The 22,560-nt window shown below is 67.1% G+C and carries 17 protein-coding genes; 10 read left to right on the top strand and 7 right to left on the bottom strand.

Annotated features, from left to right (window positions below; all coding sequences use genetic code 11):
• Nucleotides 1-91 precede the first annotated feature (91 nt).
• The 7 genes from DFW101_RS07510 to DFW101_RS07540 all read left to right on the top strand — a co-directional run bounded on the left by DFW101_RS07510 (nucleotide 92) and on the right by DFW101_RS07540 (nucleotide 6,547).
• Complete coding sequence (locus tag DFW101_RS07510; protein ID WP_009180912.1) at nucleotides 92-553, top strand: MauE/DoxX family redox-associated membrane protein; 462 nt, start codon at nucleotides 92-94, stop codon at nucleotides 551-553.
• 23 nt (nucleotides 554-576) lie between these two features.
• Entirely contained in the window at nucleotides 577-1,098 is a 522-nt protein-coding gene (locus DFW101_RS07515; RefSeq protein WP_009180913.1) for a rhodanese-like domain-containing protein, read from the top strand.
• A gap of 318 nt (nucleotides 1,099-1,416) precedes the next feature.
• Nucleotides 1,417-1,977 carry a C-GCAxxG-C-C family protein gene (locus DFW101_RS07520; RefSeq protein WP_009180914.1) on the top strand — a complete coding sequence of 187 codons (561 nt, stop codon included), beginning with the start codon at nucleotides 1,417-1,419 and terminating at the stop codon, nucleotides 1,975-1,977.
• Between the two features lie 69 nt (nucleotides 1,978-2,046).
• Entirely contained in the window at nucleotides 2,047-2,931 is an 885-nt protein-coding gene (locus tag DFW101_RS07525; RefSeq protein WP_009180915.1) for a M15 family metallopeptidase, read from the top strand.
• Nucleotides 2,932-3,268: 337 nt separating this feature from the next.
• A complete protein-coding gene (locus DFW101_RS07530; RefSeq protein ID WP_009109811.1) occupies nucleotides 3,269-4,213 on the top strand; it encodes a hydrogenase small subunit in 945 nt (314 codons plus the stop codon).
• A 74-nt stretch (nucleotides 4,214-4,287) separates the two neighbouring features.
• Nucleotides 4,288-5,982, top strand: coding sequence for a nickel-dependent hydrogenase large subunit (locus DFW101_RS07535; RefSeq protein ID WP_009109810.1), 1,695 nt, complete (start codon nucleotides 4,288-4,290; stop codon nucleotides 5,980-5,982).
• Between the two features lie 70 nt (nucleotides 5,983-6,052).
• Nucleotides 6,053-6,547, top strand: coding sequence for a HyaD/HybD family hydrogenase maturation endopeptidase (locus tag DFW101_RS07540; protein WP_009180916.1), 495 nt, complete (start codon nucleotides 6,053-6,055; stop codon nucleotides 6,545-6,547).
• Between the two features lie 467 nt (nucleotides 6,548-7,014).
• Here the strand turns inward: DFW101_RS07540 and mltG are convergent, their stop codons facing one another.
• From mltG to DFW101_RS07560, 5 genes are all read right to left on the bottom strand, one after another.
• Nucleotides 7,015-8,040: an endolytic transglycosylase MltG gene (gene mltG, locus DFW101_RS07545; RefSeq protein WP_009180917.1), complete on the bottom strand. Its 1,026-nt coding sequence runs from the start codon at nucleotides 8,038-8,040 to the stop codon at nucleotides 7,015-7,017.
• A complete protein-coding gene (gene ruvX / locus DFW101_RS07550; RefSeq protein ID WP_009180918.1) occupies nucleotides 7,995-8,453 on the bottom strand; it encodes a Holliday junction resolvase RuvX in 459 nt (152 codons plus the stop codon). The genes mltG and ruvX overlap by 46 nt, the downstream gene beginning before the upstream one ends.
• Before the next feature lie 232 nt (nucleotides 8,454-8,685).
• Nucleotides 8,686-12,219 (bottom strand): FAD-binding and (Fe-S)-binding domain-containing protein, encoded by a 3,534-nt coding sequence (locus DFW101_RS07555; protein ID WP_009180919.1) that lies wholly within the window; start codon nucleotides 12,217-12,219, stop codon nucleotides 8,686-8,688.
• A gap of 324 nt (nucleotides 12,220-12,543) precedes the next feature.
• Nucleotides 12,544-12,717, bottom strand: a complete 174-nt coding sequence (locus DFW101_RS19770) for a hypothetical protein (protein ID WP_009180920.1) — start codon at nucleotides 12,715-12,717, stop codon at nucleotides 12,544-12,546.
• 30 nt (nucleotides 12,718-12,747) lie between these two features.
• Nucleotides 12,748-14,187 (bottom strand): putative sulfate exporter family transporter, encoded by a 1,440-nt coding sequence (locus DFW101_RS07560; RefSeq protein WP_009180921.1) that lies wholly within the window; start codon nucleotides 14,185-14,187, stop codon nucleotides 12,748-12,750.
• Between the two features lie 301 nt (nucleotides 14,188-14,488).
• Here DFW101_RS07560 and DFW101_RS07565 point away from each other — a divergent pair, with 301 nt between their 5' ends.
• From DFW101_RS07565 to DFW101_RS07575, 3 genes are all read left to right on the top strand, one after another.
• Nucleotides 14,489-16,999: a c-type heme family protein gene (locus DFW101_RS07565; RefSeq protein ID WP_009180922.1), complete on the top strand. Its 2,511-nt coding sequence runs from the start codon at nucleotides 14,489-14,491 to the stop codon at nucleotides 16,997-16,999.
• Nucleotides 16,996-18,396 carry a sigma-54-dependent transcriptional regulator gene (locus DFW101_RS07570; RefSeq protein ID WP_009180923.1) on the top strand — a complete coding sequence of 467 codons (1,401 nt, stop codon included), beginning with the start codon at nucleotides 16,996-16,998 and terminating at the stop codon, nucleotides 18,394-18,396. Before DFW101_RS07565 ends, DFW101_RS07570 begins: the two co-directional genes overlap by 4 nt.
• Nucleotides 18,397-18,702: 306 nt before the next feature.
• On the top strand, nucleotides 18,703-19,314 hold the full coding sequence (locus DFW101_RS07575; protein ID WP_009180924.1) for a LysE family translocator: 612 nt from the start codon (nucleotides 18,703-18,705) through the stop codon (nucleotides 19,312-19,314).
• Between the two features lie 31 nt (nucleotides 19,315-19,345).
• Here the strand turns inward: DFW101_RS07575 and DFW101_RS07580 are convergent, their stop codons facing one another.
• Nucleotides 19,346-20,995 carry a radical SAM protein gene (locus DFW101_RS07580; protein WP_009180925.1) on the bottom strand — a complete coding sequence of 550 codons (1,650 nt, stop codon included), beginning with the start codon at nucleotides 20,993-20,995 and terminating at the stop codon, nucleotides 19,346-19,348.
• Nucleotides 20,996-21,225: 230 nt separating this feature from the next.
• A complete protein-coding gene (gene ftsZ, locus DFW101_RS07585) occupies nucleotides 21,226-22,521 on the bottom strand; it encodes a cell division protein FtsZ (RefSeq protein WP_009180926.1) in 1,296 nt (431 codons plus the stop codon).
• Nucleotides 22,522-22,560: the final 39 nt, after the last annotated feature.

Below are 22,560 nucleotides of genomic sequence, written 5' to 3' on the forward strand. Positions count from 1 at the left end.
CCGGTCCATTGATTTGCCTGACTAATTTGTCACAAAACCCCGCCCGTGCTACAGACATAGGGTCGCCGGCCTGGCCGCGCGACCCTATGCCATGCCCAAAATCGCCACGCTTCTTGCCTCGGCCTGGCCCTGCCGGGCCGTCCGACTGGTCCTGGCCGTCGCCTTCCTGGCGGCCGGGGCGGTCAAGCTCGCCGACGTCCACGCCTTCGTCCTGACGATAAAGGCCTTCGCCCTCCTGCCGACCGACGCGGTCAAGCCCGTGGCCGTCCTGCTCCCGATCCTCGAGATTCTGGCCGGCGGGCTCGTCCTGGTCCGGCCCCGGACCGGCCTCCTCCTCGTCGGCGGCCTGCTCCTCCTTTTTATCGGCGTGGCCGGCAACGCCCTCCGCCAGGGCCTGGCCATCGATTGCGGCTGCTACGGCCCGGGCGATCCCGAAGGCGAGGTCTATCATGGACTGTGGCCGACCGTGTGGCGCGACTGCGCCATGCTGGCCGGCGTTGTCTACTGTCTGGCCCGGCGGCGTCCGCCCCCCGGGCCCATCCCGGCTCCCTAACCCCAACCCCGCAAGGAGGCTCCATGCGCGTCGTCCAAAAAGTCCTGGCCCTGCTCCTGCTCTCCGTCTTCTGCCTGGCCCAGACGGCCCGGGCCGACAAGTTCGAGGACGAGGCGGCCAAGGAAAAAGAAGCCGTCAAGCTTACCCGCGACACCCAGAAGGGCGGCTATGGGCTGGTCACGGCCGAAGAACTCAAGAAGTGGATGGACGAAGGCAAAAAGCTCGTCATCGTCGACACCATGCCCTTTGAGGACAGCTACAAGAAGGAACACCTGCCCGGTGCGGTCAGCTTCCTGTTCCCCATCCCGGACATGGACGCCTGGGAGGCCAAGGAGACCGGCGGCAAGACCGAGGCCGACTACGCCAAGCTCCTCGGCCCGGACAAGGACGCCACCATCGTGGTCTACTGCGGCTTCGTCAAATGCACCCGCAGCCACAACGGCGCGGTCTGGGCCAAAAAACTCGGCTACAAGAACGTGGTCCGCTTCCCCGGCGGCATCTTCGCCTGGAAAGGCGCCGCCTACCCCGTCGAAGCAGCAAAATAAGAGGTGGGAGGGGCGTTGCCCCTCCCACACCCACCCCACCGGGAGGGGATGATCCCCTCCCGGACCCTCCCCGACGGGGCGGGTGGCGACGAGGCCGGCAACGTCGGGCGGCGATGCTTCGGACAATGCGCCCCCAATGCCCACCCCCCTTTCCAGGGGTCCGGGGGGATGATCCCCCCGGCGAGTCCAGGGCAGAGCCCTGGTGGGGTCCGGGGCAACGCCCCGGCGGGGTCCGGGGCAGAGCCCCGGCCGCCGGAGGCATCCCCCGCTTACCAGCATCGCTTGCGCGCCGGGCTTCCCCGGCGTAGGGAAGCCGCCATGAACGCACCTGACACCGCTGCCGCCTCGCGCCACGAGGCCCTGGCCCTGGCCGTAGCCGGGCAGGCCGCCTCGCTTTTCACCCACCGAAAGCTCCTGTGCGCCGAGGCCATCCTGGTCGCGGTCAACGACGCCTTTGGCGGCCCCCTGTCTGAAGAGCAGGCGCTTGGCGTGGCCGCCGGCCTGACGGCCGGCCTTGGCGACCGGGGCTGCCTGTGCGGGGCCGTGGCCGGCGCCTGCGTCGCCGTCGGTGCCGTCTGCGCCAAGGGCAGCCACGCCGCCACCCGGGCGGCGGTGCGCCTGGAATCCGCCGCCATCCACGAGGCCTTCACGGACCGGCACCGGTCGGCCTGCTGCCGGGTGCTGACCAAGGCCGTGAAAGAGGACCCGGCCGCCCACATGGTCCAGTGCGCGGACCTGACCGGCTTTGGCGCGGAACTGGCAGCCCGGTCGATCCTGCGTCTGCGGCCGGAGCTGGCCGAATGCCCGGACGCCGGCCCCGGCCGGGAGCCGCGCCTGTGCGGCCGGGTCAAGTGGCTGTTGTCCCTTTTTTGCCGCTGAGCCGGTCCGGAAGGACCGCGTCCGCCCATTTCCGGCAGGCCCCGCCCTGCCGCCCCACAAGGAGCCGCCATGCCCCGCCGCATCGCCCCGCCGCTTTTCCTGCTCGTCTCTCTGACTTTGGGCCTGGCCCTGGCCGGCCCGACCCTGGCCCAGTCCGGCCCGCCCGCCCTAAGCGCCCAGGCCCGGCGCGATCTGGCCGTGCTGGCGACAGCCTACCCCGGAATCATCGCCGCCATCGAGGTCGCCCCGGACGGCCGGGCCACGGTCGCGCTCACCGACGGCACGCGCCTGGCCTACGACGACGGCCGGCCCCGGACCGAGGAGGAGGCCCTCGAAAACCCGGACCTGCGGACCATGCTGGCAAAGCCCTATCCGCTGGGACCGGTCACGAGCGAGCCGCCGCTGTGGTTCTCGCCGGGCCGGCGGCGGGTGGAGCCCCTGTTCCTGGCCCTCTACGGCCACAACCAGGCCGAGGTCCGGGCAAACTGCCGGCCCATGCCGTTTCTCGGCCAGACCATGCTCGTTAACACCCGCTTCGGCGCGGCCGAGGCCTTCGGCCGGGCCGAAGCGGCCCTGCGCCGACTGGTGGCCGCCGACCCGGGGATGAAGCGGTTCCTGCTGCCGGCCTCCGGCGGCATCGTCTGGCGGGTGGTGGCCGGCACGGACCGGTTGTCGGTCCACTCCTTTGCCGCGGCCGTGGACGTGAGCCCCAAGGGCAACCCGTACTGGCGCAACCTGCCGCGCGGGAAAAATATGCTCGCCGTGCGCCAGGCCTTTCCGGCGACCGTGGTCGCGGCCTTCGAGCGGGAGGGATTCATCTGGGGCGGCAAGTGGGCGGAATTCGACATCATGCACTTCGAGTACCGGCCGGAGCTGATCCTGCTGGCCCGCCTGGCCCGGGGCGAATCGGTGCCGCTTGCCGACATCGGGCCGCTGGTGCGACCGGTCCGTTGAGCGGCCGCTGCGTAACGGCCTTGTCACCGGTACGAAATATTGCATACGTTTTTCAATTCCGTATCCATAACGACTCCGGGCCAAAGCCCATGGTAACACCCTCGAATCATGTGAAAAATTTGCCATAGCCATTGACGGGCTCGGCTATTCGTGATCAAGTAAGGAAGCAATAACAACCCTGGGCTGGCTTTATTTTCGAGTACACGCAGAACCATCGGACGGGCGGGGCCGGGCTGTGCCCGTCCGATGACGCCGATGAGATGGTTGGATGCAACACGATCGGGAGGATCACCGGATGCTCCGGTCGTGGCCTTTCGTAAAACAAAGGAGGATGTTTATGAACTTTTCCGTGGGTCTTGGCAGGGATGATGCGGAAAAACGGCTTGAGCAGAACGGCGTCTCCCGCCGCGACTTCATGAAATTTTGCGCCACCGTCGCCGCGGCCATGGGCATGGGCCCCGCCTTTGCGCCCAAAGTGGCCCAGGCCCTGACGGGCAAACACCGTCCGTCCGTGGTCTGGCTGCACAACGCCGAGTGCACCGGCTGCACCGAGGCGACGCTGCGCACGATCAAACCCTTTATCGATTCCCTCATCCTCGACACCATCTCCCTGGATTACCAGGAGACCATCATGGCCGCCGCCGGCGAAGCCGCCGAGGATGCCCTGCACAAGGCCATCGAATCCCCCGACGGATTCTACCTGGTGATCGAGGGCGGCCTGCCCACCATCGACGGCGGCAACTGGGGCATGGTCTCCGGGCACCCGATGTTCGAGACCACCAAGAAAATCGCCCCCAAGGCCAAGGGCGTCATCTGCATCGGCGCCTGCGCCTGCTACGGCGGCATCCAGAAGGCCAAGCCCAATCCGAGCCAGGCCAAGGGCGTCACCGAGGGTCTCGGCATCAAGACCATCAACATCGCCGGCTGCCCGCCCAACCCCATCAACTTCGTCGGCGCCGTGGTCCATGTTCTTGAAAAGGGCATCCCGGAACTCGACGACAACGGCCGTCCGAAAATCTTCTTCGGCGAACTGGTCCACGACAACTGTCCGCGCCTGCCCCACTTCGAGGCTTCCGAATTCGCGCCTTCCTTCGAATCCGAAGAGGCCAAGAAAGGCTACTGCCTCTACGAACTCGGCTGCAAAGGTCCCGTGACCTACAACAACTGCCCGAAAGTGCTGTTCAACCAGGTCAACTGGCCCGTCCAGGCCGGCCACCCCTGCATCGGATGCAGCGAGCCGGATTTCTGGGACACCATGACCCCGTTCTACGAGCAGGGCTAGCACGCTCCCGCATCGGCACGGCCAATACCTGGATCACTCAAACAGCAGCGAACGTTTCGTGACGGAGGAAGCATATGGCTGAGAGCAAACCCACGCCGCAATCCACCTTCACCGGCCCCATCGTGGTCGACCCCATTACCCGGATCGAAGGTCACCTGCGGATCATGGTCGAGGTGGAAAACGGCAAGGTCAAGGACGCCTGGAGCTCCTCGCAGCTCTTCCGCGGCCTCGAAATCATCCTGAAGGGCCGCGATCCCCGCGACGCCCAGCACTTCACCCAGCGCGCCTGCGGCGTGTGCACCTACGTCCACGCCCTGGCCTCCACCCGGTGCGTCGACGACGCCGTCAAGGTCAACATCCCGGGCAACGCCCGCATGATGCGAAACCTCGTCATGGCCTCCCAGTACCTGCACGACCACCTCGTCCACTTCTACCACCTGCACGCCCTCGACTGGGTGGACGTGACCAATGCCCTGAAGGCCGATCCGCAAAAGGCCGCCAAACTGGCCGCCTCCATCGCCCCGGCCCGCCCCGGCAACTCCGCCGAGTCCCTCAAAGCCGTCCAGGACAAGCTCAAAGCCTTCGTGGCCACCGGACAGCTCGGCATCTTCACCAACGCCTACTTCCTCGGCGGGCACAAGGCCTACTACCTGCCGCCCGAGGTCGATCTCATCGCCACGGCCCACTACCTGGAAGCCCTGCACCTCCAGGTCAAGGCCGCCAGCGCCATGGCCATTTTGGGCGGCAAAAACCCCCACACCCAGTTCACGGTCGTGGGCGGCTGCTCCAACTACCAAGCCATGACCAAGGATCCCCTCGCCAACTATCTGGCCCTGACCAAAGAAGTCTGCCAGTTCGTCAACGACGTCTACATCCCGGACCTCCTGGCCGTGGCCGGCTTCTACAAGGACTGGGGCGGTATCGGCGGCTGCACCAACTACATGGCCTTCGGCGAATTCGCCTCTGACGAAAGCTCGCCCGAAAAGCACATGGCCAGCTCCTACTTCCCGGCCGGCGTCATCATGAACCGCGACCTCGGCAAGGTCGACGGCGTCGACCTCGGCGCCATCTACGAGGACGTCAAATACTCGTGGTACACGCCCGGCGCCGACGGCCTGCACCCCTACGACGGCGTCACCGATCCGAAGTACACCAAGCTCGACGACAAGGACCACTACTCCTGGATGAAGGCCCCCCGCTACAAGGGCAACGCCATGGAGGTCGGTCCCCTGGCCCGTACCTTCATCGCCTACGCCAAGGGACAGCCGGAGTTCAAAAAGGTCGTGGACATGGTCCTCGGCAAGCTCTCCGTCCCGGCCACGGCCCTGCACTCGACCCTCGGACGCACCGCCGCCCGCGGCATCGAGACCGCCATCGTCGCCGCCAACATGGAGACCTGGATCAAGGAATTCGCCGACAGCTCGGCCAAAGACAACACCCTTTGCGCCAAATGGGAAATGCCCGACGAGGCCAAGGGTGTCGGCCTGGTCGACGCCCCCCGCGGCGCCCTGTCCCACTGGATCCGCATCAAGGGCAAAAAGATCGACAACTTCCAGCTCGTCGTGCCCTCGACCTGGAACCTCGGCCCCCGCGGCGCCAAGGGCGACAAGAGCCCGGTCGAGGAAGCCCTGATCGGCACGCCCATCGCCGACCCCAAGCGCCCGGTCGAGATCCTGCGCACGGTCCACGCCTTTGACCCCTGCATCGCCTGCGGCGTGCACGTCATCGAGCCCGAGACCAACGAGATCTTGAAGTTCCGCGTGAGCTAACCCCCCACGCCTCCATAACATCGACAGGGAACCCGGCTTTAGGCCGGGTTCCCTTTTTCAAGGGAAACCCATGACCGAGGCCCCCAAAAAAATCCTCATCCTCGGCGTCGGCAACATCCTCTACACCGATGAGGGCGTCGGCGTCCGGGCCGTGGAACGGCTCCTTGAGACCTATGAATTTTCCGACAACGTCACCCTCATGGACGGCGGCAACCTCGGCATGCGCCTCATGCAGCCGCTCATGGACGCCGACTACTGCATCGTCCTCGACGCCGTGCTCGGCGGCGACGCGCCAGGCACCATCTACCGCCTGACCGGCGAAGACCTCCGCAAATCCCTGGCCTTCAAGGACTCCATGCACCAGTCCGACCTCGTCGATACCCTCATCTACTGCGAACTCATCGGCAAAAGGCCCGATACCGTGGTCATCGGCATGGAACCCTTCGACTTCAAGAACATGGCCGTCGAACTCTCCCCCACCATCGACGAACGCCTGCCCGCCATGTGCGACATCGCCCTCAAGGAACTCGCCGACGCCGGCGGCGTCGCCACGCCCAAGGCGTAAGCCGTAAGCGGCGGCGGGAAGAAAAGGCGAAGAATGCCTCCGGCGGCCGGGGGGGGATGATCCCCTCCCGGACCCTCCTCAACGGTGATGGACGGGTGGGAGGGATGGCGGAGTCGGACGGACTGTTGTCGGAAGGGCGCGCGAGAGCGGGTGGCAAGACGTAATCCGCAACATCTTTTCATGCGGTGCGAGGGAAAAATACTCCCTGGTTCCTCTTAAAAATCGTATACGTAAAATTCCTTTAAACTCACCCCGTCCCCGGGGCGACGGGCCTGTGTGGCCGGAATCGGGTCGGCGTGCTGGCCGGCCTTGCGGCCTGCGTCGCCGGCCCGATTCCGGCCACACCGACGCACACCCGCCAACGGCCACCAGCCCACCCGCTTCCCCAGCCCCCGCCCACCCCGTTCGGGGGTCCGGGGGGATGATCCCCCCGGCCGCCGGAGGCATCTTCCTCTTATCCTATCTTCCTACGGCTGCGCCTTGCCGCGACGTCCCCGCTGGTACTTGTTGACGGCGTTGACGTGCTCGTCGAGGGTCTTGCTGAATTTGTGTTCGCCTTCGCCGGTGGCGACGAAGTAGTAGAAGTCGTGGATCTCCGGGGCGGTGACGGCCTGCAGGGATTTGAGGCCGGGCGAGCAGATGGGGCCCGGGGGCAGGCCGGGGCGGGTGTAGGTGTTGTAGAGGTTGGTGGGGTCTTCGAGGTGGGCCCGGGTCAGGTTGCCGTTGAACTTGTCGCCGAGGCCGTAGATGATGGTGGGATCGGTCTGGAGCAGCATGCCTTTGGCCAGACGGTTCAGGAACACACCGGCCACGCGTGGCCGTTCGGCGTCCACGCCGGTTTCCTTTTCCACGAGGGAGGCGAGCGTCACGACGGCGAGGAGGTCCTTGCCGGCGGGTTTGGCGGTGGGCCAGACGAAGTCGGCCTGCTTCCAGAATTCCTTGAGCATGGCTTCGACGACGTAGGTGCCGTCGTCGCCGCGCTTGCGGGTGAAGAGGTAGGTGTTGGGAAAGAGGAAGCCTTCGGCGTTGCTGGCCGGAATATTGTATTTCTTGAGCAGTTCCGGGTCGCTGGCGGCTTTGAGGAAGGCGGCCTGGGAGCAGAGGCCGGCTTCTTCGGCCAGCCGGGCGATCTGGCGCATGGTCAGGCCTTCGGGCGCGGCCAGGCGGTGCTGCACGCCTTTGGCCGTGGTCAGGTAGTCGAGCAGGCGCATGGGCGTCCAGCCGGTGCTGACTTCGAACTCGCCGGCCTTGACCCGGCCGCCCTTGTCCGTGGCCTTGGCCAGGAGGCGAAAGCCCGTGGCGTCGCGCAGCACGCCTTCGGCCACGAGCATGTTGGCCACGGCTTCGAAGGACTGGCCCTGTTCGATGTAGACGATTTTCGGCTGTCCCGGCGACTCGGGCGACACGGCCAGGAAGTCGTAGGCGCGGTAGCCGACGAGGCCGGCCGTCACGAGGACGACGAGGAAGAATCCGAGCAAGAGGGATCGCAGCATAACGCTCCGCCGCGCAGGTAGCGCGTAAGGATCACGGCCGCGGCCTGGGCATCGACCCGGGCCGAGAGTGCGGGGCCGGACAGTCCGGCCTCGCGCAGTTGTTCGGCCGCTTCTTCGGTGGAATGGGCCTCGTCGACGAGTACGATGGGCAGATCCGTGCGCCGGGAGAGCCTGGCCACGAACTTGCGGACCTGCCGTCCGGTCAGGCTTTCGTCGCCGCCGGCCCGGGCCGGGTAGCCGACCACGATGGCAGCGATGCCCTGGCTGGTGATAACGTCAAGGAGTTCCCGAAACAAGGCGTCGCGCGTCTGCCAGGCCACGGTGGCGAAGGGGAAGGCCATCCGGCCCTCGGGATCGGAGACAGCCAACCCCACCCGGGCCTGTCCGTAGTCGATGGCAAGAATTTTCGGCATGCGGCCTCCGGCGGCCCTGGAGCCAAGGGTTCGGCGAAAAGGGCCAGGCAGAGGCCTCCGGCGGCCAAAGGGCTGTCGCCCTCTGGACTCCCCTACGGCTTCCGCCAGTTGCCACCCGGCCTCGCGGCCACACGACACCCGCCCGGGGGGCCGGGGGGATGATCCCCCCGGCGGGTCCAGGGCAGAGCCCTGGCGGGGTCCGGGGCAGCGCCCCGGCCGCCGGAGGCCTCTTTTATCCCCGGACCCGGGCGTCCTTGGCGTTTTTGCGCAAAAGCTTCTTCCACTTCGGGCCGTCCAGGGCCTCGGCCAGGAATTCCAGGGTGTGCATGACCTGATGCTTGTCGCGCATTTCCATGAGGATGCGCTGGATGCCCATTTTGCAGGACGGGCAGCCGACCAGGATGGGCATGGCCTCGGGCGCTTCGGCCAGATTCTCGGCCAGGGTGGCCCGCTTGCGGTCGCGCAGCCGGTTGTAGATGTCCGGCGTGGTCATGGCCCCCATGCCGGACTCGCCGCAGCAGAAAGGCGAGAGCGCGACCGGCCGGCCCGTCACCTGGGCGACGCTGGCCCGGTACATCTCCGCGCCCTTGGTCTTCGGCACATCGGCCCATTCGCTGTGGCAGGCGGCGTGGTAGAGGATGGGCACCGCGGCCTCGGCCTCGGACGGCGCGGGGAAATCCAGGCGGCCGAGCAGGAACTGGGTGACGTCCCGGTGGACGAGGTTCGGGCGCAGGGTTTTGAGTTCGTGCTCCTCCAGGGCCTCCCGGCAGGTGCCGCAGCTGGTCAGGCAGTGGGTGGGGTTGAGCCCCATCCGCGCGGCCTCTTCGAGGAGGGCGGCCAGGGCGGCGCGGTTCTTCTCGCGGTTGGTCCGGTAGGCCTCGCCCATGCCGGCGGCCAGGAGCGGATAGCCGCAGCAGAGATGCCGGTGGGGGATGAGGACCGCGACCTCGGCCCGCAGGAGCAGGTGCACGGCAGCCATGCCGATGGTGCTCGAAAAAAGCGATGCCCCGCAGCCCGGAAAATAGAGGACCGTTTCCGGGGCCTCGCGCCCTTCCTGGGGGATGAAGATGGAGCCCTTGTCCAGGTCCAGGCGCTCGGTCAGGTTGCGAAGGCCCAAGGACGGGTTGGGGCCGCGAAGGCCGGGGTTCTCGATGCGGTTCCGCCAGAACCCGGGCAGGAGCGGCATGGCCTTGTTGTGAAACTGCTGGCCGTAGGCCGCGAGCTTGGCCGCCTTGGGGGCGCGGGTGGCCACGTCCTCGACCAGGTAGGACAGGAGCTTGTGTTTGATGGGATGTCCGCCGCAGCCCTGCTGGTCCAGGAAATTGCGCAGCCCGAGGGCCACCTTGCCGGATTCGATCTTGACCGAGCAGACGCCCGTGCACTTGCCGCAGGCCGTGCAGTGGTCGGTCAGCCGGCGCAGCTTGTCGAGCAGGCCGGGATCGGGTTCGCCGTGGGTGATCTGCGAATAGTAGATGGCTTCAATCAAGGCGCCGAGGCTGATGTTCTTGTTGCGCGGATGGTAGAGCATGCCATGCTGCGGCGCGAACATGGGGCAGACCTGCTTGCACTTGCCGCAGCGGTTGCAGAACTGGATGCCGCTCAAGATGGAGATCAGCGTGTCCTTGTCCGGAAGGGCCGTCTTTTCGAGGTCGCGGATGAGCCGGTTGAACGAGAACGTGTAGGGCTCGACATCGAGCTTGCGGGTGGTCAGCTTGCCCGGGTTGATGATGTTTTTCGGGTCCACCCGCTTTTTGTAGGCCCGCAGGGCATCGATCTTGTCCTGGGCCAGGAAGGCGATCTTGGTGATGCCGATGCCGTGCTCGCCCGAGACCGCGCCGCCGAGCGTGGTCACGGTCTCGAAGACCCGCTCGGCCGCTTCCCAGGCCTGGCGCATCATGTCCGGGTCGTTGGAGTTGACCGGGATGTTGACGTGGCAGTTTCCGTCGCCGGCGTGCATGTGGCTGGCCACCTCGATGCGGGTGGCGGACATCTCGGCATGGATAGCGGCCAGACGGTCCTTGAGGCGCGGGTAGCGCGAGGCGAGGTCGGTGAAGAAATAGTGGGTCTGGACCTCGACTTCCGAGTCGGACAGCTCCCGGGCCGTGATCCGGCCGCGCAGCACCCGGTCGCAGAACTCCAGCTCCATGGCGATGAATTCGTCCGAGGCCGGCAGGCCGTGCAGGCGGCTGGCGTTTTGCAAGGCCGTGCGGTAGGCCCGGGCGATGCAGTGGAGATTCAGGTCTTCGAGAAATTCGGCGAATTCCGGCACCACGGACAGCGGAATGACCACGTCCTCGTTGATTTTAAATCCCGACGTCCGCTTGGAGATGGCCGACAGCTTGTGGCGGTCCTCCCAGTAGAGCTCGGCGGTCTTGGCGTCTTTGGCCTCGAACACGTCCACGTTGTCGTAGGGATCGACGATGTCCACGATGTCGGCCGCAGCCCGCAGCATGGCGTCCTCGTCGTCGGAGTCGAGCTGCAGGAGCAGGACCGAGATGGGGTCGCCTTCGTACTGGGTGGACTTCTTGGCGTAGTTGATGGCCCGGACGTATTTGGAGTTGAACTCTTCCAGGGCCGAAATCTTGACCGCGTCGCCTTCCTCGCGGATGCGGTTTCTAAGGCCCACCACGTCGCGGATGACGCACATGGCGTTTTTCATGGACCGGCCGAAAAACTCCAGGCACAGCGTCCGGGAATACCGGGGAATCGGATAGAGAACGAAACAGGCCTCGGTGATGATGCCGTCCACGCCCTCTTTCTGCACGCCGGGCAGGCCCCCCAGGTACTTGTTGGACACGTCCTTGCCGAGGTTCACCCCCCGGATCTGGTTGCCCGGCAGCCGGATCACGTCGCGCACCGCACCGTCCCCGTCCACGACCTCGAACACGGCCGTCTCCTCGGGGCGGATCTTGTGGCGCGGGTGATCGACCCGCCGGACCTCGATCTCCTCGCCCGTGGCCTCGACCATCTTGTAGCTGATGATGTTGTCGAGGGTGGTGCCGTATTCGAAGGCGAACGGGCCGCCGGCGTTTTCCGCGATGTTGCCGCCAAGGGACGAGGCGGCCTTGGAGGCCGGGTCCACGGTAAAAAGCAGGCCCTTGGCCTCGGCGGCCTTGATGGCCGTCAGGGTGATGACCCCGGTCTGGGCGCACAGCGTCCTGGCCTCGGTGTCGATGGACAGGATGTTCTTGAACTTGGAGAGACTGAGGATCACCGAGCGCCGGTGGGCCGGGATGGCCCCGCCGGTCAGGCCCGAGCCGCCGCCGCGCGGGATGATGGCGAATTCGAGCTCGTTGGCCAGGCGCAGGATGTGGCGGATGTGGTCCCCGGACTCGGGCAGGAGCATGCAAAGGGGCATCTCCATGCGCAGGTCCGTGGCGTCGGTGGAGCACTCGACCAGGGAATGGGGGGCCGTGACCACGTCCTCGTGGGGCAGAAACTGCCGGAGCCGCTCGACCAGGTTGTCGCGAAACCGGCCGTCCGCCTCGTACACGTCCCAGAAGGCCTTGTAGGCCTTGCGGATGGTGCGCGGATACTCGCCCCAGGACTTGGGGTTGGCGTCGGCCAGCCGTTTTTCCACCGAGGCCTTGACGTCGCCCGGGTTCACGAATGGATTGGCCCGGACCAGGAACAGTTCGCCGGCCACGGCCACGGCCAGGTTTTTCGCGTCTTCGGGCCAGGTTTCCAGCTCGCTTGCGGCGATATCGAGGACACGCGGCACCAGCCGCTCGAGGGGAAGGGAAATATGGGGCGTTCGCTCCGACATAATGGGCGCTTCCGGCGAGGGTTGAAATGAGGGGAGGGAGTCAGATAATGCCGAACCCGGCAAATGGCAAGGTTGGGCCCGCCCTTCCCGCCGGACCGTCGCCGTCGGCCGGCCGGTCCCGGGTCGCCGCGCGACCTGTCTTTTCTGTAACCGTTTCCCCAGAGTCCGCAACCGCTTTCCACACGCCCGGTCCCGGCGCTTCGCCCCGCCGGGACCGGGTCTCCTGCCGTTTCGCCGGACGCAGAGGCGGACGGCGACCGGCCGCAAAAAAGCGGGCGGCCCTTTCGGACCGCCCGCCGCTGTCTCGATGCTTCGCCGGGGCCCTTAGCCGTGCGTGCCCGGGAAGAAGATGTTGCTCACGTAGTAAAGGATGAAAAGCAGCGCCGTCCCAAGCCCGAGGCTCCAGCCGATCAGCTTCTTTTCAATGGGCAAAAGCGGTTCCCATTCCATCTTGGAGAGCTCTTCGGAAAAGCTCGCGTCTTTCTTTTCAGGCTCCATGCATGTCTCCTTCAAAGTGCTGCCGGTTCGCTACGACGCCAGGGGCGGCTTGACCCCGTGGAAAAAGAGCCAGGAGATGAACAGCCCGATCCAGATGATGAATCCGAACAGGCTGACGACATAGACCAGGGCCAGCTTGCCGATGCCCTCGTCCCACAATTTCTTGAAGTTCGACACCACGCCGATGGTGAAAAAGGTCAGGATGAAGAAGATGGACCGGAAGGGGCCGGTGTCGGCAATGGCGGTCTTGCCGAACTTCAGCATGTCCCCGCCCTGGGCGCACAGGAGCAGCATGATCACGAAGGTGATGACGTAGCCGAGGACGAAACGCGGGAAACGGTCGAGGATCACGCCGAACTTCATGCGTTCGCCAGGCTTGCACTCGATCATGGTGCACCAGATGGCCGCCAGGATAAAGGCCCACACGCCGATGAAGACGTCGATGAAGATCTTGATCGTGGTGGCCGCCATGGTCACCCAGCCTTCCTGGTACTTGACGCCGTCCATGGCAAAGGCCTGGGCCCGGATGAGCGCATCGGTGATGACGCCGGACGCGATGGCCCCGCCGTCCGACTTGACGGCCAGGCCCATCCAGGCGCCGGCCACCATGGGCTCGCCGTACATCCAGTGCTGGGCCACGAACGGCAGGATGAGCATTTCGACGCAGGTGAAGACCACGACCAGGGAGGAGACCATGATGGGAACGATGGGCCGGGCCCGGATGGCCCCGCCGGTGGCGATGGCGGCCGACACGCCGCAAATCGAGATGCCGGAAGCGAGCGGAGCCGCCCATTCACGGCTGAACTTGAAGTATTTCCGGGAGATGTAATAGACCAGGGCCCAGTAGATGAGATAGGCCTCGACGATGGCGCAAAGGCCCCGGAAAATGACCGACGAAGCCAGGCCCAGGGCGTCCACGGACTTGACGCCCAGTTCCGCGCCAAGGATGACGATGGCGATCTTGACGTACATCTCGGGCTTGAGCGCATCCTTCATCCTGGCCGCAAGCCCGGGAAAGAAGTTGCCGATCAGGATGCCGACCACGAGGGCGATGATGAACCCGGCCTCGCCGGTCAGCCCCATGGCCCAGGTCAGGTTGAACTTCTTGAGCTGGTCGGGCGTGGCCGCGATGGTCGCGTAGTTGCCGAGCGCAAAGCAGCAATAGCTGATGAAAAAAACCAGCGCGAAGCTCATGGCGAACCGTTTGGGGTCGCCGCCCAGGGCCTTGACGCCAAAGGCCAGCATGGCCGTCAGGAACACCCAGGTCAGGACCAGACTCAACAGTCCGGCCATGTCCTTGTAGGCGCCCGTGGCGGCCGAAAAGATTTTCGACGCATCGGTCCAGACATTGATCTTGACGGCCCAGCCCAGCGGATCCACGCCGCCGAAATTGAGCATGGACAAGCCGAAAACGATCAGCCCCAGGATCAGGGCCAGCTTGTCTTCTGTCAGCCACTTCTTTTCCGCCATAATTCCCTCCTCTCTCGTTGTCGGTGAACGGGACGCGCCGCACGGCCGCGATCCGGTTCTTCCCCATAGCAAGGAGGAGGCCAACTCGTGTCCATTTGCACTGTCTTGAAATAACTGGTTATTTCCAAATAAACGGCCCGTCCCTGCCAACCGCGGGAGGCACCCCGTTGCCCGGCGGTTGCATTGCCTTTTTCCCGGGCCCGCCCCACACTGCCGCCACGCGACGCCACGCGACGCCACGCGACGCCACGCGACGCCACGGCAGGCCGCATCCGGCCTCCCGGCCCCAAAGGAAACGCCCATGGCCAAACAGCACCCCAAGACCATCAAGCACCGGTTCGTGGTCGGCCTGTCGGTCATCATGGCTGTGCTCGGCACGTTTTTCGCCGTGGTCATCTCCATGAACCTGCGCAACCAGCTCGTGACCGACACCGAGCACAAGGCCTCGCTCATCCTGTCCCAGGCCGAGGCGTTGCAGGCCTACGTCAAGCAGGTCCTGCGCCCGTCCATGTACGACCTGCTCCCGCCGGACGGCTTCCTGCTCGAAGCCATGTCCACCTCCTACGTCACCCGCAAGGTCATGAGCGACTTGAATGTCCAGGGCGAGCAGTACCGCTACCGCCGGGTGGCCCACGGAGCCAGGAACCCGGACTACGAGGCCGACGGCTTCGAGCGGGGTCTCATGGAGCGGTTTGCCAGGGACCCGGACCTGGCGCGCATCGAGGAAATCACGGACCGAAACGGCGAAGAGGTGTTCGTGGCCGCCCGGCCGGTGCGCCTGGACGCCACCTGCCTGCACTGCCACGGCGATCCGGTCGAGGCGCCGCGGGCGATGCTTGCCCGCTACGGGGATACGCGCGGCTTCTGGCGGCACGACGGCGAGCTTGTGGGCGTGGACGCGGTAACCATGCCCGTGGCCGGAGCCCTTGGGCAGGTCAAGGGCGCGACCATCAGCTTCCTGGCCCTTTTCGCCCTGGGCCTGGCCGTCTTCTACCTGACGGTGCAGGTCTTTTTCGACCGCTTGGTGGTGGTCAACCTGGGCCGGGTGACCGAAGTCATGCGCCGCTATTTTCCCAAGGAGGCCGGCGAGGAGCCCAAGCCCGCCGGCGGCGACGGGCCGCGCCCGGCCGCCGGGGACGGCGAGATCGAGGAGATCTACGACGGCATCGAGGCCTTTGCCTCGCGCCTCAAGGAGGCCCGGGAAAAGATCGAGGACCATGCCCAGAACCTGGAGCGCAAGGTGGCGGACCGGACCCTGGAGCTGGCCCGGGAGGCCGACGAGCGGCGGGCGGACGTGGCCCTTTTCGTCGAGCTTCTAAGCATCTTGAACCTGTCCCAGACCAGGGCCGAGCTCCTTGGCGGGGCCCTCGGGCGCATCGCCGGCCGCTTCGGCGCGGTGGCCGCGGCCTACGAGTGCGAATTTTCCGGCGGCGGGTTCGTGTCCTGGCCCCCGGGCCGGACGCCGCCGCCCTCCCCGCCCGGCTGGCGGCGGCTGGTGGCCGAGGACTCCCTGCGCCTGACCGACGACGCGGCCTTCATTCCGGTCCGGACCACCGACGTCAGCCGGGGGCTCTTGCGCCTCTATTTTCCGGGCGGCGACCAAGGCCCGGACCCCGAAGCCGCCGAACTCTACCGGGCCATCGGCCAGCAGCTCGGCATCGCGCTTGAAAACCTCGACGCCATCAATTCGCTCCTCGGCCAGAACACGCTGCTCGCCTCCATCTTCGACGGCATCTCCGATCCCCTGGCCCTCCTCGACAGCGGCTATGGCGTCATCATGGCCAACGAGCCGGCCCGGGAGCTGGCCCGGGCCCTGGCCAGGGAGCTTGCCGGCGGCGACTGTCCGGCCGCGCCGGCCGTTGCCGGGACCCCGCTGCGCCTGCCGCCGGAATTCTTCGGTCCGGCCGTGCCGCTTCCGGACAAGGCCGACACGCCCCCCCTCGAACGCCTGTCCGCCGTCGAGCCGTCCGCGTCCACCATCACCCTGCCGGACGGCCGCACCTTTGCCGTCACCCGCTACCCCCTGGCCTCGCCCTCGGGCCAGGACGGCCGCATGGTGGTCTATGCCCGGGAAAACACCGCCGAACGCCGGATGCGCGAGAAGATGCGTCAGACCGAGAAGCTGGTGGCCGTGGGCAAGCTGGCCGCGGGCCTGGCCCACGAGATCAACAATCCGCTCGGCGTCATCAGCTGCTATGCCGAGCTTTTACGCCAGTCCCTGACCGATCCCCAGGCCCGGGAGGATCTGGCCGTCATCGAGCGCCACGCCGTCATGGCCAAAAAGGTCCTGCGCGACCTGCTCGATTTCGCCCGCCCCAGGCAGGCCACGCCCGGCCCCTGCGATCTGGCGGCCCTGGTCGCCAGTATCTCGCGCATCTTCGACATCCAGGCCCAGTCCCGGCGGGTGCGCCTCTCCAGCCGGGCCTCGGCCGGCCTGCCCCTGGCCAACGCCGACGCCTCGGCCCTGGAGCAGGTCCTGTCCAACCTGCTTTTAAACGCCCTGGACGCGGTCACGCCCGACGCGGGAGAGATCGTGCTCGAAGCCGGGGCCGGGCCGGACGACCGCACCGTCTACCTGCGGGTGGCCGACAACGGGCCCGGCATCGCCCCGGAAGACGCGCCGCGCATCTTCGACCCGTTTTTCACCACCAAGGAGGCCGGGCGCGGCTCGGGCCTGGGACTGGCCGTGGTCTACGGCCTCCTTCGCGACATGAACGGCCGCATCGAGGTGGAAAATAGCGGCGGCGCGGTCTTCACCGTCACCCTGCCGGCCTGTCCCCGCCCCGGCCCCGGCCAGGAGGAGGCCCCGTGACCGACACCCCGCGCGTCCTCATTGTCGACGACCAGCCGGACTTCGCCAAGGGCCTGGCCCGGCTGCTCGCCCCCCGGCTCCCGGGGGCCTCCCTGTCCTATGTCCTGTCCGGCGAGGCCGCCCTGGCCGATCTCGAACGCGCCCCCTGCGCCGTCCTGGTCACGGACCTGCGCATGCCGGGCCTTTCCGGCCTGGACCTGCTCCCCCGGGCCCTGGCCCTGGCCCCGGGGCTTGGCGTGGTACTCCTGACCGCCCACGGCGACATCGACACCGCGGTTGCGGCCTTAAAGGCCGGGGCCTACGATTTTCTGACCAAGCCCGTGGATTCCGAGCACCTGTCCCGGGTCATCGCCAAGGGCCTGGAACGGGCGGCCCTTTTGACCGAAAACATCCGTTTGCGGGCCGCGGTCAAGGCCTGCGGCGCGGATGTGGGGCTCCTTGGCCGGTCCCCGGCCATGGTGCAGGTCACGGAAGCCATCGCGGCCGTGGCCGGCTCGGACTACACCGTGCTCATCCGGGGCGAGTCCGGCACGGGCAAGGAACTGGCCGCCCGGGCCGTCCACGCCCTGTCGCGCCGGGCGGCCGGCCCCTTTCTTTCGGTCAATTGCCCGGCCATTCCGGACCAGCTCCTCGAAAGCGAACTCTTCGGCCACGTGCGCGGCGCCTTCACCGGGGCCGAACGCGACCGGCGGGGGCTTTTCCTCTCGGCCGAGGGCGGGGTCATCGTGCTGGACGAAATCGGCGACATCCCCATGAGCGTCCAGACCAAGCTCTTGCGCGTGCTCCAGGAACGCGAGATCCGGCCCGTGGGGTCGAGCAGGTCCCTCCCCGTGGACGTCCGCATCCTGGCCGCGACCAACCAGGACCTGGAAGCCCGGATCGCGGACAAGACCTTTCGCGAAGACCTCTACTACCGCCTGAACGTCCTGACCGTGCGCCTGCCGCCCCTGCGCGAACGCCGCGACGACATCCCGCTTCTGGCCACCGCCTTTCTCGAACGGGCCTGCCGCGAGACCGGCATCGGGGAAAAGGAATTCTCCCCCGAGGCCCTGGCCGGGCTCGCCGGCCGGGACTGGCCGGGAAACGTCCGGGAACTCTTGAACTTCGTGCGCCGCCTGACCGTCTTCTGCCGGGGTGACGTCATCGGCCCAAGCGCGCTCCAGGCCGCCGACCCCGGCCACAACGAACCGGCCGAGACCGACGACGCGGACCTGCCGGCCCCCTACCTCGAAGCCAAGGCCCGGGTCGTCGATGCCTTCACCCGCCGCTACGTCGAACGCCTGCTTAGCCAGACACGCGGCAACGTCTCCGAAGCCGCCCGCCTGTCCGGCCTCGAACGCGTCTCGCTCCAGAAGATATTGAGAAGACTCGGCATCGTGGCCGAAGGATTTCGGTAAGGGTGGGGAGAAAAAACGAGAAGATGCCTCCGGCGGCCGGGGGGGATCATCCCCCCGGACCCCCTGGACGGGGAGTTGGGTAGGCGGGTGGTTGGCGGGGTTTAGAGGATATTTCCCCTGCGCCGTTCCTCCCACCCGTCCAAACCCCAAGTGAGGAGGGTCCGGGAGGGGATCATCCCCTCCCGGCCGCCGGAGGCAACAGATCGGCTGCAGGGGGATGACGATTGGCGCGGCTCGCGCTATGGGTTTCGCGTCCGGACGGTTCCCGCCCGAATCGTCTCGGGCCTACCACAGCGAGGATTACAAATGTCCGCCACCCTGTATTTCGCCTTTGTCGCCGCCGCATCCCTGCTTCTGCTCCTGCCCGGGCCGACCGTGCTCATGGTCGTCAGCTACGGCCTGGCCGAGGGACGCAGATCCCTGTGGGCCCTGGTCGTCGGCGTGGCCCTTGGCGACGCCGTGGCCCTGGCCTGCTCCGTGGCCGGGCTCGGCGCGGTGCTGGCCGCCTCGGCCGCCGCCTTCACCTTTCTCAAGTATGCCGGCGCCATCTATCTCATCTACCTCGGCATCGGCATGCTCCGCTCCGGCGCGGCCCTCACCCCCAAGCCCGTCCGCAGCAGTCCGCGCCGAAAATTCGCCCACGCCTTCGCCGTCACGGCCGTCAATCCCAAATGCATCCTCTTTTTCGTGGCCTTCCTGCCCCAGTTCGTCAGCCACGCCGCCCCGGCCGGGCCCCAGCTCCTGCTTCTCGGCCTCACCTTCGTGCTGCTCTCGGCCTTAAACGTCGGCTTCTACAGCTACCTCTCCGGCACGGCCGGCCACTGCATCCAGAACCCGCGCTTCCTGCGCCGGATCAAGGGCGTCAGCGGCAGCGTCATGATCGGCGCCGGCCTGCTGACGGCGGCAGCCAGAGAGTAAGGAAAAAAAGCTTGGGAAGAAGGCGGCCCGGTCAGGCCGGTTGGCAGCGATGGCAGGCGTCGCAGCCGGCGGGCGGGCATTTGGCCGTGCCCACGCCCTGCCGGTAGCGTTCCCATTCCTGCCAGAGGTAGTCGCGGGAAACGCCGACGTCGATGATGTCCCAGGGGAAAACCTCGTCCCGGGGGCGCTCCCGGTCGAGGAAGGAGGCCATGTCGCCATCCCAGGTCTTGAGGGCCCGGCGGACGCTGCCGGCCCGGACGGCGGACGTAAGGAGCGGAAAAAGCCGCGCGTCGCCCCGGGCGAGCAGGCCCTGCATCCGGGCCATGGACGCGGTTTCCACCTCGACCCGAAAGCCCTTGAGGCCTTTGGCCGCAGCCCGGACCCGGGCGTAGGCCGCCTCGATGGCCGCTTCGGAAGCCATGGGCGCCCACTGCATGGGGGTCTGGGGCTTGGGCACCAACGGATTGACCGACAGGGTGGCGTGGGCCACGCCGCGCTTGCCGACCCCGATGCCGCCGGCGGCCGCCACCTGGGCCAGAAGCGGGGCCAGCTCCTCGAAGTCGGCCTCCGTCTCGCCGGGCCAGCCGACAATGAGGTAGAATTTCAGGTGGTTGATGCCGTGCTTGCCGGCCAGGGCCACGGCCCGCAACAGCGCGTCCATGGACAACTGCTTGTTGGCCGCCCGGCGCAGGCGCTCGCTTGGGGCCTCAAGGGCCAACGTCAGGGTGCGAAGGCCGGCGGCGCGAAGGACGGTCAGAAGTTCCGGGGTGATGCCGTCGGCCCGGACCGAGGACAGGGAGAACTTGGTGCCCCGCTCGCGAAGCCAAGTGAGAAACGGCAGCAGGTCCGGCCAGTCGGTCAAGGCCGTGCCGACAAGGCCGACCTTGCGCGGCGAGACGTCCTCGATAAGGGCCTGGAGCCGAGCCATGGCGGCCTGCCTAGGCGGCCGGTAGACGTAGCCGGCGGCGCAGAACCGGCAGCCGTAGGGGCAGCCGCGGTTGACCTCGACCAGGAACATGTCGCGAAACTCGGCATGGCCGGACACGAAGCAGGAATAGGCCGGGGCGGTCAGCACGGTCTGGCCGGCCGACTCCACGGCCACGGCCCGTCGGACCGGGAGCGGCGTGCGGCCCGGGACCAGGACGCCCGGCATGTCGGCCACGGCGGCCAGACAGGCGGCCTTGTCCGCGCCGGCCAGGGCCAACTCGCCCAGGCGGGCCAGGACATCGGCCAGCCCGGCCTCGGCCTCGCCGACAAAGAGGAGGTCCAGGGCCGGCAGGATGGGAGCGGGGTTTAGAAAGGCCAGCGGCCCGCCGCCGAGCACGATGGGGAAGTCGGGCCGCCCGGCCGCGGTCAGCGCAAGGCCCGCGCCGTCGAGGGCCGCGAGCACGGGCAGGTATTCCTCTTCGTAGCAGAGGGAAAAGGCGATGACCGGAAAGTCGGTGAGCGGCCGGCCGGAATCCTCGGCTTTGGGCGGCTGGCCGGCCCTGCAAAAGACCCGCTCCACGGCGAGGCCCGGGTTGTCCCAGAGAAGCCGCCACACGGCCTGCCAGCCCAGGGCCGACAGGGCCATGGCCGCCTCGCCCGGCACGGCCAGGGCCACGGGCAGCCGGCCGCCGAAATCGCGCACTACCGGCCGTTCCAGGCCGAAATAGACCGTATCCCGCTGCCTTTCGTTCAAAACCTGTCCCTGCTCCCGAACCGGGAGGCATGGGGAGGCGACGGCGCGTTCCGGGAATGGTCCATGCTCCGGCTCTTTTTCGTCACCCCGGCAAAATCCGGGTCGGTTGCGGCATCCGCCGCCTCGTTCCGGGCTTCGCCGGGGTGACGAACCCACAGCGGCCGGCCCCTGCGTCCGGCCGGTGGTCCGGGAGGGACGGGGGCATCCGTCCCTCCCCTGGCGTGGCGCGCCTAGTCCGCCTGCATGCGGATGAACGAGGGGATTTCGAACTCCTCCTCGTCGAAGATGAACTCTTCCTCGCCCACGGGCTGGGTCTTGATGGGCGGCTGGGACAGGGCCGCCTCGGGGCCGCCTTTTTTGCCGCCTTTGCGAAGGTAGGCCGGGATGTTGTAGTCGTTGCCCTGGCCGTTTAGGACCCGGACGCTGCGCGGGCTCTGGACGCCGCCACCGCCGCCGCCACCGCCGCCGTGGGGCGGCATGGTCGGCTTTTGGCGCGACAGCTGGGTGATGACTTCCATGGGCTGTTTGGCTTCCTCGCGCTTCTGCTGCGGGGCGGCCTCGCGCTGCATGGCCGACTCGATGCCCGTGGCGATGACCGTGATACGCATCTCGTCGGTGGCGTCGGGATCGAAGACCGTGCCGAAGAACACCTTGGCGTCCTCGTGGACGGCCTCGGTGATGGTGGAGGCGGCCTCGTCGACCTCCTCGATGGTCAGATCCGGGCCGCAGGTGATGTTCATGAGGACGCCCCGGGCCCCGTCGATGGTGACGTCTTCCAGCAGCGGGCTGGTGATGGCCTTGAGGGCGGCCTCCCGGGCCCGGGATTCGCCCCGCGCCGTGCCAAAGCCCATCATGGCCAGCCCCATCTCGCTCATGACCGCCTTGACGTCGGCAAAGTCGAGGTTAATGAGGCCCGGCACCATGATCAGGTCGGAAATGCCCTTGACCGCGAAATACAGGATCTCGTCGGCCTTTTTGAGCATCTCCATGAAGGTGGCCTTCTTGGAAGCCAGGGACAGCAGGCGGTCGTTGGGGATGGTGATGATGGAGTCCACCACGTCCCGCAGGGCCTGCACGCCCTTCTCGGCCGAGAGAAGCCGCTTTTTGCCCTCGAAGTAGAAGGGCTTGGTCACGACGGCCACCGTCAGGGCCCCGACCTCCTTGGCCACCTGGGCGATGACCGGGGCCGCGCCCGTGCCCGTGCCGCCGCCCATGCCGGCGGTGACGAAGACCATGTCGCAATCGCCGATGGCCTCGCGGATGGCGTCGATGCTCTCCAGGGCGGCGTCCCGGCCGACGTCCGGGTTGGCGCCGGCGCCCAGGCCCTTGGTCAGTTTTTCGCCGAGCTGGATGCGGTACTCGGCCTGGGACTTCTGCAAGGCCTGGATGTCGGTGTTGGCCGTGATGAAGGTCACGCCCGACATGGACGAGCAGATCATGTTTTCCACGGCGTTTCCGCCGCCGCCACCGCAGCCGACTACCTTGATGCGTGCGTTCGATCCGTGTTCCAGTTCCAAATATTCCATAAAGAAACCTCCCCCTAACGGAACTCCCTGGTTATCCCC

The organism is Solidesulfovibrio carbinoliphilus subsp. oakridgensis (assembly GCF_000177215.2).
GTDB lineage: Bacteria > Desulfobacterota > Desulfovibrionia > Desulfovibrionales > Desulfovibrionaceae > Solidesulfovibrio > Solidesulfovibrio carbinoliphilus.